Origin of the sequence: Amycolatopsis jejuensis (assembly GCF_000717335.1) — a bacterium.
Lineage (GTDB): Bacteria > Actinomycetota > Actinomycetes > Mycobacteriales > Pseudonocardiaceae > Amycolatopsis > Amycolatopsis jejuensis.
This window is the reverse complement of sequence record NZ_JNYZ01000008.1, coordinates 145312-163906: the sequence shown is the minus strand read 5'-3', so window position 1 is coordinate 163906 and position 18595 is coordinate 145312. Positions and strand designations below refer to the sequence as shown.

Below are 18595 nucleotides of genomic sequence, written 5' to 3'. Positions count from 1 at the left end.
CCTGACATGACTGTGCACACTGCAAGCCAGGCTGCCTACATCGTGGCCGCGCTGCTGTTCATTCTCGCGCTGGCGGGGTTGTCCCGGCACGAAACCGCGCGGGCGGGGAACTACTTCGGGATCGCGGGCATGATCGTCGCGCTGATCGCGACGATCACCCAGGCCGTCACCGGCGAGATCACCGGCACCTCGATCGCGTTGCTCATCATCGCGATGGTGATCGGGGCGGGGATCGGGCTGCGGCGCGCGGCCGTGGTCGAGATGACCGGGATGCCCGAGCTGATCGCCCTGCTGCACTCGTTCGTCGGTCTCGCCGCCGTGCTGGTGGGCTGGAACGGGTACCTGCAGGTCGAATCCGATCCGGGTGGCGCCGAGGCGCAGCACCTGGGTTTCCTTGGCACACTGGGGATTCACCACGCCGAGGTGTTCATCGGCGTGTTCATCGGAGCGGTGACCTTCACCGGGTCGATCGTGGCCAACCTGAAGCTGTCCGCGCGGATCAAGTCCGCGCCGTTGATGCTGCCCGGCAAGAACTTCCTGAACCTCGGTGCGGTGGTCCTGTTCATCGGGTTCACCGCGTGGTTCGTGGCGAGCCCGGCACTGTGGCTGCTGATCGTGGTCACCGTCCTCGCCCTCGCGCTCGGCTGGCACCTGGTCGCGTCGATCGGCGGCGGGGACATGCCGGTGGTCGTGTCGATGCTGAACAGCTATTCCGGCTGGGCCGCGGCGGCGTCCGGGTTCCTGCTGGAGAACGACCTGCTGATCATCACCGGCGCGCTCGTGGGCTCGTCCGGTGCGTACCTGTCCTACATCATGTGCAAGGCGATGAACCGGTCGTTCATCTCCGTGATCGCGGGCGGGTTCGGGATCGAGGCCGGTCCGTCCGGGGACAAGGACTACGGCGAGCACCGCGAGATCAACGCCGAGGGCGCGGCGGAGCTGCTGGCCAGCGCGTCGCGGGTGATCATCACCCCGGGCTACGGGATGGCGGTCGCGCAGGCGCAGTACGGCGTGGCCGAGCTGACCCGGAAGCTGCGGGACAAGGGCGTCGAGGTCCGGTTCGGCATCCACCCGGTCGCCGGGCGGCTGCCCGGGCACATGAACGTGCTGCTCGCGGAAGCCAAGGTGCCGTACGACATCGTGCTCGAACTGGACGAGATCAACGGCGACTTCGCCGACACCGACGTCGTCCTCGTGATCGGCGCGAACGACACGGTCAACCCGTCCGCGGCCGAGGACCCGGGCAGCCCGATCGCGGGCATGCCGGTGCTGACCGTGTGGGAGGCGGCGAACGTCGTCGTGTTCAAGCGATCGATGGCGTCGGGGTACGCGGGGGTGCAGAACCCGCTGTTCTTCCGCGACAACTCCGCCATGCTCTTCGGCGACGCCAAGGACCGCGTCAGCGACATCCTCGCCGCGCTCTGACCCGCTAGTCCTTTCCGGCAACCCCGGGTCCCGATCGGGACCCGGGGTTTTTGCCGTGCACCCGGGCTGGACACGGGATGCAGGCAGACGTAACCTCCCAACTACGTAGATTTCTTATGAACGCAGGAGGCGGCATGGGACTGCGCACGGTTCGGGCTCGTTGCGGGGTGCTGGCGGCGGCCGCGGCACTGCTCGTCGCGGCGGGATGTGGCACGCCTTCGGCGGGCGGCGGCGGTGACGAGGCGCCGGCCCGCGGCGGCACGCTCGCGGTGGCGGTGTCCGACGTACCGGACAGCTGGAATCCGCAGGAAGCCCAGCTGGTGTCGAGTTACCAGGTGTTCGCGCAGGTGTTCGCCGCGCTGCTGCGGACGAGCCCGGACGGGAAGCAGCTGCTGCCCGGGCTGGCGTCGTCCTACCAGTACGACCCGGCGAAGAAGACGCTCACCTTCACCCTCGACCCGGCGGCGAAGTTCAGCACCGGCGCGCCGGTGACGTCGGCCGACGTCAAATTCTCCTTCGGGCTGTGGCGGGCCGGAGAGCTGTACGGCAGCTATTTCGAGTCGGTGCACGACGTGCTCACCCCGGACCCGCACACCGCGGTGTTCGAGCTTTCCGCGCCGGACAAGGCGTTGATCGGCATTCTGGCCACGTCGAACGCGGCGATCTTCCCGGTGGACTACGGCGGCAAGACCGCGGAGGAGTTCTGGAAGCAGCCGGTCGGCGCGGGCCCGTTCGCGATCGAGTCGCAGGTGCCGAGCCAGTCGATCAACCTGACCCGCAACGAGCATTACTACCGTCCCGGGCTCCCGCGGCTGGACAAGCTGGACTACAAGTTCGTCACCGACTCGAACCAGCAGCTGCTGCAGTTCCAGAGCGGGCAGCTCGACCTGGTCAACAACGTCGAGGCGGAGCTCGCCGGGCAGTACCAGCAAGGGCAGACGCACAGTACGCCGTCCTCGGGCGTGAGCGTGCTCGTCACCCAGGCCTCCGCGGCGCCGCTGGACAATCCGAAGCTGCGCAAGGCACTCACGCTCGCGATCGATCACCGTGCGCTGGTCGAAGGCGGCTACGTCGGGCACGCCCGGCAGGCCACCAGCCTGCTGCCGCAGGTGGTTCCGGGCGTTGCGAGCTGCGCTGGTTGCGATTGGGGTCAGACCGATCTGGCCAAGGCGAAACAGCTCGTGGCCGAGTCCGGGTACACCGGTGCGCCGCTGCACCTGATCGTCTCCAGTGACGCCGGTGGGCCGGAAAAGCTTGCGGCGCAAGCAATCGTGCCGATGGCGAAGGCGGCGGGCATCAACGTGGAGGTCACGCCGGTGCCGAGCAGTACCCTGCTGGACAAGCTCGGCAAGGGCGATTTCCAGCTGGGGATGTTCACCTACAGCGCGCTCGCGCCGAGCCCGCTCGACCCGCTCGGGTACATCGCGTCGAGTGGTTTCCTGTACTCCAAGGCAGATCAGGCGCCGATCGACAAGGTACTCGCCACGGTGCACGCCGCGGCGGACGATCCGGCGGTGACCGACGCGGTGAAGCAGTTCGAGCAGTACGCCTACGACAGCACGGCGGTGATTCCGCTTGCGGTGCCGGACATGACGTACGCGGTGTCGGACAAGGTGCACGGGTTCGTGCCGTCGCCGTACGAGGTCTTCACCGCCGATGAGCTGTGGGTGAACCGGTAAGCATGGTCGATTCGCGCAGAGGCGCCCGCCTCGCCAGGACGCTCGCGGCGAAGTGCGGCCAGCTGGTGGTCGTGGTGCTGGCCGTGACGCTCGTCGTGTTCGTGCTCACCCAGGTCGCGCCGGGCGATGCGGCCCGGTTGCGGCTCGGCCCGCGGGCGTCCGAGGAAGCGGTGCAGGCACTGCGGCACCAGCTGGGGCTGGACCGCAGCCTGCCCGTGCAGTACCTCGACTACCTGGCCCGGATGGTCCGCGGCGACCTCGGGGTGTCGGTGGACGGGCGGCAGGTCACCGCCATCATCGGCCAGCGCATCGCCGACACGGCGTGGCTGATGCTGGGTACCTTGCTGCTGTCGGTGGTCGGCACGCTGCTGCTCGCCTGGGCCACCGCGTGGTTCCGGGACCGGGTGGCCGACCACGTGCTGCGCCTCGCCATGCTGCTGGCGTTGTTCCTGCCGTCGTTCTGGGTCGGCTTCCTGCTGATCCGGCTGCTCGCCATCCAGACGCGCTGGTTCCCGGTCGCCGGGCTCGGCTCGACGCCGGGCGAGCTGGTGCGGTCGCTCGTGCTGCCGTCGGTCACCGGGGCCATCGCGCTGACCCCGGTGCTCGTGCGCAGCCTGCGGTCCAGCCTCATCGAGGTGCTCGACTCGGACTACGTTGCGGTGGCGGTGTCGCTCGGCATCCGCGGCCCGCGGCTCATGCTGCGGCACGTGCTGCGCAATGCGCTGGGTCCGGTGATCACGTTGCTGGCGCTGAACGTCGGGTACCTGTTCTTCGGCGTCGTGGTGCTGGAAGCGACGTTCGGCGTGCCGGGTCTCGGCAGCGCGCTGGTGATGGCGTCGCAGAAGCAGGATGTGTATGTGGTGCAAGGAATCACGCTGCTCTTCGCGGTGGGGGTGGTCGTCGCGAACTTCCTCGGCGAAACTGCGGTGCAGGTGCTCGACCCGAGGACGGTGCGCAGATGACCGCGGCGGTACTGGAAGTGGAGAAACCGGCCCGGACGGTCCGGCGTGGCACCGGCAAGATCGTGTGCGGCGGGGTGATCGTGGCGCTGTTCGTGCTCGCCGCGGTGTTCGCGCCGCTGATCACCACCGGCGACCCGCTGCACCAGGATCTGCTGCACCGGCTCGCGGCGCCGTCGGCGGAGCATCCGCTCGGCACCGACCAGCTGGGCCGCGACGCGTGGACGCGGCTGGTCTACGCGGCGCGGATCGACCTGCGGATCGGCATCCTCGGCACGGTCCTGCCCGCGGTGCTGGGCAGCGTGATCGGGATGATCGCCGGGTTCGGCGGCCGCGCACTCGACGCGGTGATCATGCGGATCTCCGACGTGATCGTGTCGTTCCCGCTGTTCATCTTCTTCCTCGCGCTGGTCGGCCTGGTCGGGGCGGGCAGCGGCTGGTTCTTCCTCGGCCCCGGTGAGGTGCCGATGCTGATCGGGTTCACGGTGATCTCGTGGATCGTGTACGCACGGCTGCTGCGCACCGAGATCCGCCGCGTCCGGTCGCTGGACTACATCCGTGCGGCGACCACCGGCGGCCTGCCGCGTCGCCGGATCGTGCTGTGGCACGTGCTGCCCAACGCGATCGGGCAGACCGTGGTGTACGTGTTCGTGGACATCGGGCTCGCGATCGTGGCCCTGTCCACGCTGTCCTTCCTCGGGGTGGGAATCCCGATCGACACTGCCGAATGGGGTGCCATGATCAGCGCCAGCCGTGGCGTCATCTCGACGAACTGGTGGCTCGTCGCCGCGCCCGGCTTCGCCATCGCCCTGCTCGCCATGGGCCTCGCGCTCGTCGGCGACGGGCTCGACGATCGGTTGAAGGCAGCATGACCGGGCACTGTGTACTGGACCTCGAGGACCTCTCGGTGGGCTGTGGCCGGGCGATGGACCCGGTATTGGTCGAGGGAGTTTCGCTGCGCGTGCATGCGGGCGAATGTCTTGGCCTGGTGGGCGAATCCGGGTCCGGCAAGAGCTTGACGCTGCGGTCGCTGCTCGGCCTGCTCCCCGCGACCTTGCACCAGCGGACCGGGCAGCTGCGGTTCTCCGATGTGGACGGTGCGCTGCACGCGCGCGAACCGCGGACCTTGCGCGGGGACGGCGTGTCGATGGTGTTCCAGGAGCCGATGAGCTCGCTGAACCCGACCATGCGGGTCGGCGACCTCGTCGCGGCTGGAGCCCGGGTCCGCGGCCTGTCGGCGAAGGAAGCCGCGCGGCGAGCGGTGGACCTGCTGGGCGAGGTCGGGGTACCTGAACCGCGGCAACGGATGCGGGCGTGGCCGCACGAGCTGTCCGGAGGCCTGCGGCAGCGGGTGATGATCGCGATGGCCCTGTCGGTGGAACCACGGCTGCTGCTGTGCGACGAACCGACGACGGCGCTCGACGTGACCATCCAGGACCAGATCCTGTCCCTGATCGAACGGTTGCAACGGGATCGCGGGCTGGCGGTGGTGTTCGTGAGCCACAACCTCGCGGTGATCTCGCGCATCGCGGACCGGACTGCGGTGATGTACGCCGGGCGGATCGTGGAACAGGGGCCGACGCAGGAGCTGGTCACCCATCCACGGCATCCGTACACGCGGGCGCTGATCGATTCGATGCCTCGTGCGCATGTCGCGCAGGTCCGCTTGTCGGCGATCCCCGGTTCGCCGCCGACCGCGGGTCAGCTGGCGCCGGGTTGCCGGTTCGCGCCGCGGTGTTCGATGGCTGATGATGCTTGTGCTGCAGTGGATCCGCCGCTGGCTGCGGTTCATGAGGGGCACGACAGCGCGTGTTTGCACCACAGCTTGCTGGTGAAGGGAACTGTCGGATGACTGCGTTGCTGCAACTGCGTGATTTGCGGGTCGAGTTCCCGGTGCGTGACGCTGTCGACGGTGGTTCGGTGCTGCTGCGTGCTGTCGATGGGGTCGACCTGGACATCGGCAAGGCGGACTGCGTCGGGCTGGTCGGGGAGTCCGGGTGCGGGAAGAGCACGCTGGCGAACGTCCTGATGGGGCTCGTGGAGCCGGTGGCCGGGCAGGTGCTCTTCGACGGCGCCGACGTCACGAAGCATCGCGATCCGGGCGAGCGGCGGCGGATCCAGATGGTGTTCCAGGACCCGGCTTCCTCGCTCAACCCGCGCCGGCGCGTACGGTCGGTGCTGGCCGAGCTGATCCAGCACCACGATCTCGTCCCGGCGGCCGGGCTCGAATCGGCGCTGCGCGGGCTCATCGACATGGTCGGGCTGCCGTACCGGGTGCTCGACGCGCGGCCCCGCGAGCTGTCCGGCGGGCAGCGGCAGCGGGTCGCGATCGCCCGTGCGCTCGCCGTGCAGCCCGAGGTGCTGGTGGCCGACGAGGCAGTGTCCGCATTGGACGTTTCGGCGCAGGCGAAGGTGATCAACCTGCTGGCGGACCTGCGCCGCGAACTCGGGCTGACACTCGTGTTCATCTCGCACGACCTCGGCGTGGTGCGGGCGCTGTGCGATCGCGTCGTGGTGATGTATCTCGGCCGGATCGTCGAGGACGCCCCGGCGGAGGAGCTTTTCGAGGCACCGCAGCATCCGTACACGACGGCGTTGCTGAACGCGGTGCCGGACCTGGCGCCGCGCCGCCGGGTCGAAGGTCCGGCGCTGGAAGGAGAACCCGTCAGTGCGTTGTCCCAGATCGGCGGATGCCGGTTCCGCAGCCGCTGCCCCCGGGCCATTGCGGAATGCGCCGAGCAGGACCCGCCCTACGTCGTTTCCGGTCCGCACCGCACCGCCTGCCTCCGGGTGGCGGAGGCAGCGCACCGGTAGGTCAGGCGCGTTCGGCGGGCTCGGTGAAGGCGTCGATCACGCCGAGGAATGCGGTCGCCCGGGCGCTCCAGCCGTTGCTGTCGCTGCGTTCCGGGATGTCCGGGTGGGTCCGGCTGCGCAGCAGGTACCCGACGGCGAGCGCTTCGGTGGCCCACACCAGGTCCTCCATCGTGCGGTCCGGGCGGAGGCGGCGGCCCGCATAGCGCAGCAGCGCGCTGAAGAGGTGGTCGACCGAGGCGACGTACTTCTCGTTCGCCTCGGCCTGCGCCTCGCGGACCATTTCCGGCGAGGCCAAGGCACCCAGGCCGAGCGCGAGGAACAGCTCCGGGGTGGTGCGGGTCGCCTCGAAGTCGGAATCGTTGACCTGGCGGAAGATCTCGGCCGCCGGCACCCCGTCCGCGACGAGCTCGAACGCCAGCTTCTCGACCTCGTTCGCGCCGGGGACGGCGATCTGGTCCATGATGTGCGCGAGCAGCTCGCGCTGGAAAGCCGCCTGGTTGGGCCAGATCTGGTAGAAGGCCCCGGTGGTCATCCGCGCGCCGCGCTCCGAGCCGACGACCGAGCGGTTGACCTCGGCGAGCACGTCGGTGATCCGGATGTCGGCCAGCAGGTTGTGGTCCTCCGCGGTCGCCGGGCTGACCCGGGCGATCGTCACCCGCGCCGCGGCTTCGAGCAGCAGCGCCCGCGTTTCCTCCCGCGGCCGGTTGCGGCGGGGGCGGCCCGCGGTCCTGGTGCCGCGCGATGATCTGGACTCAGCCATGCCCTCAGCGTACCGTATGTGCAAACTTCGTAAAACAATTATGAGCGGAGCGGATGTGACCGAGGAACGGGTAGCGGTGGCCGCGATCGAGGCGATGACCTTGGTGCACGACGCCGACCTGGCCCCGGACGGCGGGGCGGTGGCGTGGTGCGTCTCGGCCGTGGCCGGGGACACCGAGGCGATCGCCTTGCGGTTCGGCAGGGCCGGGGACCAGGAATTCACCCAGGTGCGCGCCGGGGTGCGGAACACCGACCCGGCGTGGTCGCCCGACGGCACCCGGCTCGCGTTCCGGTCCGAGGAGGACGGGGACGAACCGGCCCGGCTGATGGTGCTCGACGTCGCGACCATGGCGCTCACCACGCTGGCGCACGACGTTGCCGGACGTCCGGTGTGGAGCCCGGACGGCCGCCTGCTCGCGTACCAGGCGCCGCCGCCGGACGTGCCGGACCCCGTGCAGCCGTACCGCGTGACGCGTGCGATCGGCTGGCAGGACGGGCTCGGGCTGGTCGATGCGGTGGCGCTGGACCTGCACGTGGTCGACGTCGCCACGGGCGAACACCGTCGCCTGACCGCGGATCAGTGGGTCAACGGCGTGCCGAGCTGGCTGCCCGGGTCGGCGGAGCTGGCGTACCTGGCGACCTGCGGGCCGGACGACTGGGACCCGGTTTGCCGGGTACGCGTGGTTTCGCTCGACGGGACGGTCCGGGACCTCGCCCAGGCGCCGGATTTCTTCGCGGTGGCGGCGCTTCCCGATGGGGTGGCGGTGACGTCGCTGGGCTTCGAGACGGAGGACCTCGGCGAGCTGCTCGTGGTCGGGGCCGAGGTCGAGAACCGTACGGCGGCACTGGAACTGGACGTGAACGGCGACGTGATCGGCGACCTGCCGGTGCCGTTCACCAACCCCGACCCGCGGCTGCTCGTCGCCGGGGAGGACGCGCTGGTGCGGGTCCAGGCAGGCGACCGGCTGGAGATCCACCGGGTCGCGCTCGCCGGGCCACCGCAGTCCACCCCCGTGGTCGCGGGTACGTTCTGCGCGTACCCGCTGGCCTACGCTGCCGGGAAGCTCTTGTACGCCAAGGGAACCGTCAACGCGGCGCCGGACCTGTGGCTGCGCGACCTGGACACCGGCGCGGACACCCGGGTCACCGACACCGCGGCGGAGAACGCCGGGCTGCGCGGCGAGCCGGAGCTGATCGACTTCTGGGTGTCGGCGCCGGACGGGCCCAAGGTGCAGGCGAAGTTCCTGCGCCCGCACGGGAAAACCGGCCCGGTGCCGACCGTTCTGCTGATCCACGGCGGCCCGAAGTCGGCCTTCGGGCACGTGTTCTTCGGTGACGCACAGCTGCTGTGTCACGCCGGATTCGGCGTGCTGATGGTGAATCCGCGGGGTTCGCGTGGCTACGGCGCCGATTTCGCCGACGCCATCACCGGCGACTGGGGCGTGGACGATTATGCGGACCTGATGGCCGCGGTCGATGCCGCGGTGGAGCAGGGCTACGCCGATCCGGAGCGGCTTGGCGTCGGTGGCCTGTCCTACGGCGGGTACATGACGTCGTGGATCGTGTCGCATACGAACCGCTTCCGCGCGGCTGTGGTGGAGAACCCGGTCACGAACTTCTGGAGCATGTACGGCACGAGCGACATCGGGCTGACTTTCGTGCCCAAGATTCTCGGCGGGACCCCGGAAACGGCGTTCGAGACGTATGTCCGGTGTTCGCCGATCACCACGGCGCACACCTGCCGGACTCCGACACTGATCATGCAAGGCGAACAGGACCATCGCTGTCCGCCGGAGCAGAGCAAGCAGTTCTACGCCGCCCTTCGGCGCGCGGGGTGTGTCGCGGAAATGTTGTTGTTCCCCGGCGCATCGCACGAAGGGGCGATCAACGGGCCGGTGCCCGTGCGGCGGGCGCAGAACGAGGCGCTGCTCGAGTGGATGGTGCGCTATGTCTGAGCGGCTGGTGCTGGCCGGTGGGTCGGTGTTCGACGGCGTTACGCCGGAACGGGCGGACGTGCTCGTGGTGGACGGCCGGATCGAAGCGATCGGTTCCGGCATCGACGGGGACGTGGTGCTCGACGTGACCGGGCAGACCGTGCTGCCCGGGTTCATCGACTGCCACGTGCACGTGATGTTCAGCGAGATCGACAGCTGGCGGATCTTGCAGACGCCGTTCTCGCTGCTGTTCTTCCAGGCCGCGCGCAACCTGCGGGTGACCCTGGAATCCGGCATCACCACGGTGCGGGACGCGGCGGGGGCCGACTACGGGATCCGCCGCGCGGTCGAGACCGGGCTGATTCCCGGGCCGCGGATGCGGAACGCCATCACGATGCTCAGCCAGACCGGCGGCCACGGCGACGACCACCTGCCGTCCGGCTGCGACGCTCCGCTGCTGCCGGTGCATCCCGGGGCACCAGGGGCGCTGGTGGACGGCGTTGCCGAGGCGCGGGTGAAGGTCCGCGAGCTGGTGCGGGCACGGGCCGACTGGATCAAGGTCGCGACGACCGGGGGCGTGTTGTCCGCCGACGAACTGGGCAACCGCCAGTTCCGCGACGACGAACTCGCCGAGATCACCGCCGAAGCAGCCATGGCCGGTCTCGACGTGATGGCGCACGCGCACGCTGCCGAAGGGATCAAAGCCGCGGTGCGGCACGGGGTCCGGTCGATCGAGCATGGCGTGTACCTCGACGACGAAGCCATCGAGCTGATGCTCCGGCACGGCACCTGGCTGGTACCGACGTTGTCCGCTCCGCTCGCCGTGGTGGAACGCGCCGCGGCCGGTGCGTCGGCGCTGCCGCGCGGAGCGGTGGAGAAAGCCAAGGCAGTACTGGAAACGCACACGGAATCGTTCCGCCGGGCGGTGGACGCCGGAGTGCGGATCGCGATGGGGACGGACTCCGGCGTCGGCGTGCACGGGACGAATCTGGCCGAGCTTGAGTTGATGGCGAAGGCCGGGATGGCGCCGTTCGACGTGCTTCGCGCTTCGACGCGCGGGGGTGCGGAACTGCTGCGTCTCGATGAGGAGATCGGCCGCGTGCAGCCGGGTTTTGCCGCGGATCTCGTGGTACTGGATGGCGATCCGGCCGATTTGAGTGCGGTGGCAAGCCGGGTGACGACGGTGGTGCAGGCCGGTCGGGTCGTGCGCTCGGGTGAGGAGGGGAAATGACGGAGTTCGGCAATGTCATCGACGGCGTGCTTTGCGGTTCTTCGGGGGACGGCAGTGACCTCGTCGAGCCCCGGACCGGGACGGCGTACGGTCGCGCGCCGCTGTCGCGGGCACCCGAGGTCGACGCGGCTTTTGCAGCAGCGACAAGGGCTTTCGAGACCTGGCGCCGCACGACTCCCGGGGAGCGGCAGGCGGCTCTGCTGGCTGTCGCCGCCGAGATCGAGCAGCGGCGGGACGAGTTCGTGGCCGCGGAATGCCGGGACACCGGGAAGTTCCCCGGTCTGTTCGAGACGGAGGAGCTGCTGCCCGTCACCGACCAGATCCGGTTCTTCGCCGGGGCCGCGCGGCTGCTGGAGGGGCGGGCCGCGGGGGAGTACGTCGGCGCGCACACGTCGATGGTGCGGCGGGAACCGCTCGGCGTGATCGCGCAGATCGCGCCGTGGAACTACCCGTTCATGACCGCGGTGTGGAAGATCGCCCCGGCCGTGGCAGCGGGGAACACGGTGGTGTTCAAACCGGACGAGGCGACTCCGGCGTCGGCCATTCTGCTGGCCGAGGTGTGCGCGAAGCATCTGCCGCCGGGGGTGGTGAACGTCGTCTGCGGGGACCGGGAGACCGGGAGCCTGCTGTCGAGCCATCGTGACGCGGCGATGGTCGCCCTGACCGGTTCGGTCCGCGCGGGCAGCGCGGTGGCGCGGGCGGCCGACCTCCGCCCGGTCCATCTGGAACTCGGGGGCAATGCGCCGGTTCTGGTGTTCGCGGATGCCGACGTCGCCCGGTGTGCGGAGCTCGTCGCGGATGCCGCGTTCTACAACGCCGGGCAGGACTGCACCGCGCCCGCCCGGGTGCTGGTGCACGAGGACGTCCACGACGAACTGGTGGCCGCGCTCGCGGCGGAAGCGGCCCACCGGATCGCGGCGGGGCCGGGCCGGGAGGGCGGGTACGCTCCGTTGATCAGCCAGGTCCAGCTGGACCGGGTCGCCGGGCTGGTGGAGCGGCGCGGCAGTGCCGAAGTCGTCGCGGGTGGTCAGGTGGAGGAGGGTCCGGGGTTCTACTACCAGCCGACCGTCGTGCGCGGTGCCGGGCAGAAAGACGAGCTGGTCCAAGAGGAAACCTTCGGCCCGGTCCTCACCGTGCAGCCGTTCGCGACGGAGCGGGAAGCCGTCGCACTGGCCAACGACGTGCGGCACGGCCTCGCCGCCAGCGTGTGGACCCGCGAGGCGGGCCGGGCGATGCGCGTCGTCGCGGACCTGGATTTCGGGATCACGTGGGTCAACACGCACGTGACGACCGCGGCCGAAATGCCGCACGGCGGGTTCAAGGAAACCGGCGGCGGCAAGGATCTTTCGCTCTACGGCCTGGAGGCGTACACGCGGATCAAGCACGTCATGGTGGCGTGGGCATGATCGTCGTCGCAGGCGGCGGTACCGCGGGATGCGTGGTGGCCGCGCGGCTCGCGGAAGCCGGGCGGGACGTACTCCTGATCGAAGCCGGACCGGACTACGGCCCGATGGCGAAGTGGCCCGCGGACCTCCTCGACGCGACCAGCCTGCCCACCAGCCATGACTGGGGCTACTTCGGCCACGGCGCGGCAGGTCAGCCGCTCGGGTACGACCGCGCCCGGGTCCTCGGCGGCTGCTCGGCACACAACGGCTGTACCCAGACCGTCGGCTGGGCCGGAGACTATGACGCGTGGGACAGCCCAGGTTGGGACAGCGCGTCGTTACGCCCGCTTTTCGCCGCAGCTGCCCAGCAGATGGGCTTGCGCTCGTGGAAACCCGAGGAGATCCAGCCGTTCCAGCAAGCATTCCTGGACGGGTGCGCAGCGACCGGCGTCCCCGTGAGAAACGACCTGGACGACCTCGACGGGGCGGTCGGCGCAGGGTGCGCCCCGGTGAACATCCACGACGGGGTACGGGCGAACACCGCCTTCCGTTACCTGGAACCGGTCCGGGCGAAACTGCAGATCCTCCCGGACGCCGTGGTCGACCGGGTGGTGATCGACCACGGCCGTGCCCGGGCAGTCGAAGTCATCACCGCCGGTGGTCGCGTCACCGTGGCCGCGGACGAAATCGTCCTGTGCGCGGGCGCGTACGGCTCGCCGGAAATCCTGCTGCGGTCGGGGATCGGCCCCGCGGACCACCTGCGGTCGATCGGCGTCCCGGCGGCCGCCGATCTCCCCGGCGTGGGGGAGAATCTGCACGACCATCCCGCCGCCCAGCTGGAATTCGCCGCGACCGCCGACCTCGCCCACGACCTCGCGGAGTTCGCCCGCCACCGCGCGCTGCCCGAGGAACAAGCGCTGGCCAAACTCCGGTCGCCACACTGCACCGGACCGTACGACCTCCATGTCTACCCGTGGATCGAACCGGACCCGACCCTCGATACCGGCTGGCGCTGCGTGCTCCCGGTGAGCCAGCTACGCCCGGTGTCGCGCGGCCGGGTCCGCCTGCGCTCGGCCGACCCGGCCGTCCGCGCGGAGGTGGATCCGGGTTTCTTCAGCGATCCCGACGGCGCCGACCTGAGCAGCGTCGCGTACGGCGTGACGTGGGTTCTCGAAGAACTCCTCCCGTCGGGTTTCGGCAAACTGCTGGGCCGCGAACTCACCGATGCCGCCAGCAGTCACGACCTGCCGGATTGGATCCGCCGCACCCACCGGCATTACTGGCATCCCGCGGGTTCGTGCCGCATGGGTCCGGCCGACGACGGTGCGGTGGTGGACCACGAGGCCCGGGTCCACGGGGTCGCCGGGGTGCGGGTCGCGGATGCTTCGGTGTTCCCGACGATCCCGCGGGCCACTCCGGCCCTCCCGACGGTGGTGGTCGGGGAGCGGGTCGCGCAGCTGATGCTCAGATGACCTGCCGTTCCCCGGCGAACGCCCGGTTTCCGGAGAACCGGTGCGGGGAAAGGGTTTCCGGAACCGGTCCGGCCTCCCCGAGAAGCTCCTCGGCCACCATCCGCCCCACGCTCGGCGCGAGCATCAAGCCCCGGCCGTTCATGCCGCAGGCGACCGAGAGCCCGGGCAGCCCGTCCACCGCGCCGACGATCAGCTGGGCATCCGGTGTCACGTCGTAGTACCCGGCGACCATGACCGGATACCGCACGTACTCCAGCGACGGCACCAGCTGCCGGGCTTTCCAGGTGACCAGGTCGCGCCAGCCGTTCTCGTCGAGCGTTCCGTCGAGGCCGAGCCGCAGGTCCGCCGCCAGCACGCTACCGTCCGCGAGATGTTTCACCGCGAAGTGCTCGTCCTGGAAGACACACAGCGGCCGGACCAGCCAGGGGGCGATCCGGTTGCTGTAGAAGAGGTACCGCGGTTCGGGCCGGACCGGGAGCACGAGGCCGAGCGGTGCCGCGAGCGGGGCGGAATCGGCACCGGCCGCGAGAACGACGTGATCGGCCTGTAGCTCACTGCCGTCGCCGGTGCGGACTGTCCATTGTGCTCGGTCGCGCCGGATGGCGGTGACTTCCTGGACGAGTACCGTGGTACCCAGCCGCCGCGCCGCCTGTTCGACCGCGGTGACCACGGCGGCCGGACGGCCGAAGTACCCGTCGCGCGCGTTGTAGGCGCCGCCGCAGACCGTGTCCGGATCGAGGCCGGGCACGAGTTCGGCCAGCTCGGCCGGGCTGACCATCGCCGAGGGGACGCCGAGTGCCCGTTGCCGGTCGACCGACTCCTGCAAAGCGGCCAGCGTCTCGGGCTTCGACGCGATGAACGCGTAGCCGCATTCGTCGAATTCCAGGCTGCGTGGCGGTTGCAGAACCGATTCGGCCTCGTCGTAGAAAGCCCGTGACTCCAAGGCCATCCGGCAGGTTTCCGGTGCGGTCCATTGGGTCCGGACACCGCCGGGCTGCACCGACGTGGCCCCCGAACCGACGCCGACACGGTCGAGCACGGTCACCGCCGCACCTCGTTTCGCGAGGTGCCACGCGACGAACATCCCCACGATGCCGCCACCGATCACGATGGCATCAGCCGATCGCGTCATTCCGCTCCTCTCCCATCCGCGTCGAGTTCGACCTCGACGAGAGCGCCGTCGGGAATCAGCCGTCCGACGTAGTAGGTGGTGTTGGCCGGGCGCGCGTGTGTGAACAACAGCGAGTGCGCCCGGCTCGCTTCCTGCCAGGATGCCGCCGGGGCAAGGAGAATCCGGGTCCGCAGTACGTCGTCGCGGGTACCGCCGAGGGTTGCCGCGGCTTCGAGGGCGGCTTCGAAGGCGCGGGTCGTCTGCGTGAAAGTGTCCGATTCGGACAGTGAAGAGTCCGGGGAGATCGTGCCGCTGACCAGGATCAGCGAGCCCGCCCGGACGGCCCGGCAGTAGCCCGCGATGTCCTCGAACGCCCCGCCACCGGCGAGCCGTCGGACGCCCCGGCTCACGGCCGCCGTCCGGAGGGGTTGACCGGAAGTTCAGTATGGCTAATCATAGTACGTCGAGAGTAAACGTTCTGGCCGCGGCAGGTCAATCACCGCCCGCCGGGCTCCCCGGATCCGGAAGCGCGCCCGTACCGCGACCCGTCCGCCTGCGACTGGAGGAGAACTGTGCCGCCCTTGACGAGGACCCCCGTCACGATCCGGGACCTGAGTGCATTCGCCGACCTGGCGAACGTGCAGCTGTCCCACGACGGGCAGTTCGCCGCCGTGACCCGCTCGGTGCCGTGCACCGAGGCGAACCGCTACCGCGTCACGGTGGCGATCGGCGGTGTCGGGGACCCGTTGGCCGAGCTGGCCTCGGCCGCCGACGAGACACTGCCGCGCTGGTCCCCGGTCGACGATCGGCTGGCCACGGTCGCTGCCGGACGGTCGATCGTCGTGCGGACCCTGGCCGGGCCCGAGCCGGTGCCGCTCGTGCGCGACTGGCCGGACCGCATCGAGGAGCTGGCCTGGTCCCCGGACGGCGCGTGGCTGCTCTACGTGGCCCGCGAACCGGTGGATCGCACGTGGTGGGAAACGAGCGAGGACCGCCGTCCGCCGCTGCGGATCACGCGGCTGCGAGCCCGTGCCGACGACGTCGGCTGGACCTTCAACCGGCCCCGGCAGGCCTACCTCGTCTCGGCCCGGACCGGCGCGGTCACGAAGCTCAGCGCCGGCGGCCACGACGATGCGGAGTTCGGCTGGTACCCGGACTCCCGGGCGGTGGTGTTCGTGTCGGCACGGGAACCGGCGGGCGAGGGCAGCCCGGCCAACGAGGTCTATCGGCAGGGCATCGCCGCGGGCTCGGCCGCGGAAGCCCTGACCGGCCCCGGGTACTGCTACGGGCAGCCCCGCGTTTCCCCGGACGGCTCCCGGGTCGCCTTCACGCGGATGGACGTCGCGAACTTCCCTTCGGTGACCGCGTTGTGTGTGGCGGAATTCGGCGACTGGCGCGAACGCGACCTGTCCGCGTCCCTCGACCGGGACGTCAACCCCGACTGGCGGGCCACCGACGGGCCGGTCTGGCTGGACGACACGACAGTGCTGGCACTGGTCGAGGACGCCGGACGCACCGAGGCGTACCGGTTCGACACCGCAGGGGCTGTTCCCGTGCTGGAGCGAGGCCCGCGTTCGGTCACGTCGCTGGCCGCCAAAGCGGGCACACTCGCGTACGTCACCTGCGCCCCCGCGCAGCCGCCGCAGCTCGTCGCGCGAGTGGCGGCCGGGCCGGAAACCGTGCTCTGGCAACCGAATTCGACCGTCGATCGCGAGCTGCGCGAGCCGGTACCCCGATCGGTTCCGCTGGCCGCGGGACACCAGGTCGACTCGTGGCTGACGCTGCCGGACGCGGATCGATGGCAGGCGCCGTATCCGCTCGTCGTGTGCATGCAGGGCGGCGGCACGCAACACGGCTACCAGTGGTCGCACGAATTCCAGACGCTCGCCGCCGCCGGATTCGCCACGCTCACCCTGAATCCACGCGGCTGCGCCGGATACGGCACCGCCTGGATGCACGCGGTGTCCGGGCCGGAGGCGAGGCAGCCCGGAACCGGCTGGGGCGTCGACGACATCAACGACATCGCCGAGGTCGTGCGGCACACGCTCGGTTCGCACGACGACCTCGACCCGGCGCGGGTCGGCGTGATGGGCGGATCGTACGGCGGCCTGGTCGTCACCTGGCTGCTCGCGCGGTCCGGCCTGTTCCGCGCGGGCTGGGCCGAACGCGGGCCGTACAACCTGGTCAGCCTCGCCGGGACGAACGACGAGTCGCCGTGGTTCTTCGAGACCTACCTCGGCCGCGCGGTGACCGAGGATCCGGCCGCGTACTGGGCTTCGTCCGCGCTGCGCGTGGCCGCGGACATCGACGCGCCGCTCATGATCGTGCACTCCGAAGAGGACCGCCGGTGCCCGATCCAGCAGGCCGAAGAGCTGTACCTGACGCTGAAAGTGCTCGGCAAACCCGTCGAGTTCGCGCGTTTTCCCGGCGAGAGCCACGAACTCACCCGCTCGGGCAGTCCCGTGCACCGGGTCCAGCGGCTGGAGCTGCTGCACGAATGGTTTTCCACCCACCTCGGGCCGCGTGCCCGCACCGAGACAGGAGTCCGCTGACGTGCGACGTACCCTGGCAATTCCCGCGACCGGAAAGGTCCTGCTCGAAAACTGCACGGTCATCGACTGCACGGAGCCGGACCGGCAGCTGCCCGGCGCGGCGATCCTGCTGTCCGGCCCGGTGATCGAACGGGTCGGGCCGTGGTCCGAGGTGCTCGCCGGCTTCGACCTGCGCGGCGTCGAGCGGCGCGATCTGTCCGGCATGTTCGTGATTCCCGGGCTCTGGGACAGCCACATCCACCTCGGCGCGGTCGTGGTGCCGTACGAGGACGAGTACGCCCACGAAACGCCGGCACACCACATGATCCGGTGTATTCGCAAGGCGCAGGACAACCTCCGCTGCGGCATCACGACCCTGCGGTCGCTGGGGGAGGAGTTCGACGCGGACCTCGTGCTGCGCGACGCCATCGCGGCCGGGGAGATCGAGGGCCCGCGGATCTACGCGGCGGCCGACGTGATGTGGAGCCAGCGGGCGACCGGGCCGGACGAGTTCCGCCGGGCCGTGCGAGGCGCCGTCCGCAGCGGGGTCGACACGGTCAAACTGCTGTCGTCGGGCGGGATTCCGTGGCGTTCGGACAGCATCGGGCGCGGGCTGCATTCGTTCGAGGAGATCTCGGCCGCGGTCGGGGAGGCACACGGCTGGGGCAAACCGGTGGCGGTGCACGCGATGGGGGACGAAACCGTGGTCGCGGCGGCGAAAGCGGGCGCGGACACCATCGAACACGGCTTCGTGGTGACCGAGGAAGGCATTTCCGCCATGGCGGAAGCGGGGACGATCTTCTGCCCGAACCTCGCCGTGACCGACGCCTGGGAACCGGAACAGCTTGCCGCACAAGGCTATCCCGGCTGGTTCTGCCGCAATGCCGAGGAAGCCAGGGAGCGGCACCACGCGATGTTCCGCGAGGCGGTCCGCCAAGGGGTCCCGATCGTCGCCGGGGTCGACGACCTCCCCGAAGGGCCCGCGCCGGTCGGGATCGAGATGCACCACGGCACGCTCGGCCTGGTCGAGGAACTGCGGCTGATGAGCGTCCACGGCCTCGGCAACGGCGGTGCATTGCTGGCGGCGACCAAGAACGCGGCCGCGACCGTGCGTGCGTCGACCCGGCTGGGCACGCTGGAAGCGGGCAAGGTCGCCGACCTCGTGGTGCTCGGCGCCGATCCGCTCGCCGACCTGACCGCGCTGACCACCGTGCGCGAGGTCTGGAAGGAAGGCAAGCCGATCCGGCTCACCCCGTCGCTCGAACCGGGCTGGCAGGGTGGCGGAATCCGCTGAT

The 18595-nt window shown here is 70.2% G+C and carries 15 protein-coding genes; 12 read left to right on the top strand and 3 right to left on the bottom strand.

The features are described from left to right. The first annotated feature begins 6 nt into the window (after positions 1–6). The 6 genes from pntB (at position 7) to OO71_RS12190 (ending at position 6877) form a co-directional block, all read left to right on the top strand. The gene (gene pntB, locus OO71_RS12215; RefSeq protein WP_033289815.1) at positions 7–1425 is read left to right on the top strand and encodes a Re/Si-specific NAD(P)(+) transhydrogenase subunit beta; all 1419 of its coding nucleotides are present in this window, start codon (positions 7–9) and stop codon (positions 1423–1425) included. Between the two features lie 134 nt (positions 1426–1559). Then, positions 1560–3104 (top strand): ABC transporter substrate-binding protein, encoded by a 1545-nt coding sequence (locus OO71_RS12210; RefSeq protein WP_033289814.1) that lies wholly within the window; start codon positions 1560–1562, stop codon positions 3102–3104. A 2-nt stretch (positions 3105–3106) separates the two neighbouring features. Then, the gene (locus tag OO71_RS12205; protein ID WP_033289813.1) at positions 3107–4066 is read left to right on the top strand and encodes an ABC transporter permease; all 960 of its coding nucleotides are present in this window, start codon (positions 3107–3109) and stop codon (positions 4064–4066) included. Then, positions 4063–4935, top strand: a complete 873-nt coding sequence (locus tag OO71_RS12200) for an ABC transporter permease (protein WP_051791475.1) — start codon at positions 4063–4065, stop codon at positions 4933–4935. Before OO71_RS12205 ends, OO71_RS12200 begins: the two co-directional genes overlap by 4 nt. Further along, entirely contained in the window at positions 4932–5915 is a 984-nt protein-coding gene (locus OO71_RS12195) for an ABC transporter ATP-binding protein (RefSeq protein ID WP_033289812.1), read from the top strand. The genes OO71_RS12200 and OO71_RS12195 overlap by 4 nt, the downstream gene beginning before the upstream one ends. Beyond that, positions 5912–6877: an oligopeptide/dipeptide ABC transporter ATP-binding protein gene (locus tag OO71_RS12190; protein WP_033289811.1), complete on the top strand. Its 966-nt coding sequence runs from the start codon at positions 5912–5914 to the stop codon at positions 6875–6877. The genes OO71_RS12195 and OO71_RS12190 overlap by 4 nt, the downstream gene beginning before the upstream one ends. Before the next feature lies 1 nt (position 6878). On the opposite strand, the gene OO71_RS12185 is transcribed toward OO71_RS12190, so the two are convergent. Next, entirely contained in the window at positions 6879–7637 is a 759-nt protein-coding gene (locus OO71_RS12185) for a hypothetical protein (protein WP_033289810.1), read from the bottom strand. 55 nt (positions 7638–7692) lie between these two features. Between OO71_RS12185 and OO71_RS12180 the strand changes: the two genes are divergently transcribed. The 4 genes from OO71_RS12180 to OO71_RS12165 are packed head-to-tail and all read left to right on the top strand — an operon-like array spanning position 7693 to position 13658. Further along, positions 7693–9591: a S9 family peptidase gene (locus tag OO71_RS12180; protein ID WP_211260501.1), complete on the top strand. Its 1899-nt coding sequence runs from the start codon at positions 7693–7695 to the stop codon at positions 9589–9591. Further along, on the top strand, positions 9584–10801 hold the full coding sequence (locus OO71_RS12175) for a metal-dependent hydrolase family protein (RefSeq protein WP_033289809.1): 1218 nt from the start codon (positions 9584–9586) through the stop codon (positions 10799–10801). Before OO71_RS12180 ends, OO71_RS12175 begins: the two co-directional genes overlap by 8 nt. Continuing rightward, positions 10798–12207 carry an aldehyde dehydrogenase family protein gene (locus OO71_RS12170; protein WP_051791474.1) on the top strand — a complete coding sequence of 470 codons (1410 nt, stop codon included), beginning with the start codon at positions 10798–10800 and terminating at the stop codon, positions 12205–12207. The genes OO71_RS12175 and OO71_RS12170 overlap by 4 nt, the downstream gene beginning before the upstream one ends. Then, on the top strand, positions 12204–13658 hold the full coding sequence (locus OO71_RS12165) for a GMC family oxidoreductase (RefSeq protein ID WP_033289901.1): 1455 nt from the start codon (positions 12204–12206) through the stop codon (positions 13656–13658). Before OO71_RS12170 ends, OO71_RS12165 begins: the two co-directional genes overlap by 4 nt. Here the strand turns inward: OO71_RS12165 and OO71_RS12160 are convergent. Further along, positions 13651–14790: an NAD(P)/FAD-dependent oxidoreductase gene (locus OO71_RS12160; protein WP_033289808.1), complete on the bottom strand. Its 1140-nt coding sequence runs from the start codon at positions 14788–14790 to the stop codon at positions 13651–13653. The two genes, OO71_RS12165 and OO71_RS12160, sit on opposite strands and share 8 nt — an antisense overlap. Next, positions 14787–15179, bottom strand: a complete 393-nt coding sequence (locus OO71_RS12155) for a Rid family hydrolase (RefSeq protein ID WP_033289807.1) — start codon at positions 15177–15179, stop codon at positions 14787–14789. The genes OO71_RS12160 and OO71_RS12155 overlap by 4 nt, the downstream gene beginning before the upstream one ends. Before the next feature lie 171 nt (positions 15180–15350). On the opposite strand from OO71_RS12155, the gene OO71_RS12150 reads away from it, so the two are divergent. Continuing rightward, positions 15351–17321 carry a S9 family peptidase gene (locus OO71_RS12150; RefSeq protein WP_033289900.1) on the top strand — a complete coding sequence of 657 codons (1971 nt, stop codon included), beginning with the start codon at positions 15351–15353 and terminating at the stop codon, positions 17319–17321. Between the two features lies 1 nt (position 17322). Next, the gene (locus tag OO71_RS12145) at positions 17323–18594 is read left to right on the top strand and encodes a metal-dependent hydrolase family protein (protein ID WP_033289806.1); all 1272 of its coding nucleotides are present in this window, start codon (positions 17323–17325) and stop codon (positions 18592–18594) included. Position 18595 lies beyond the last annotated feature (1 nt).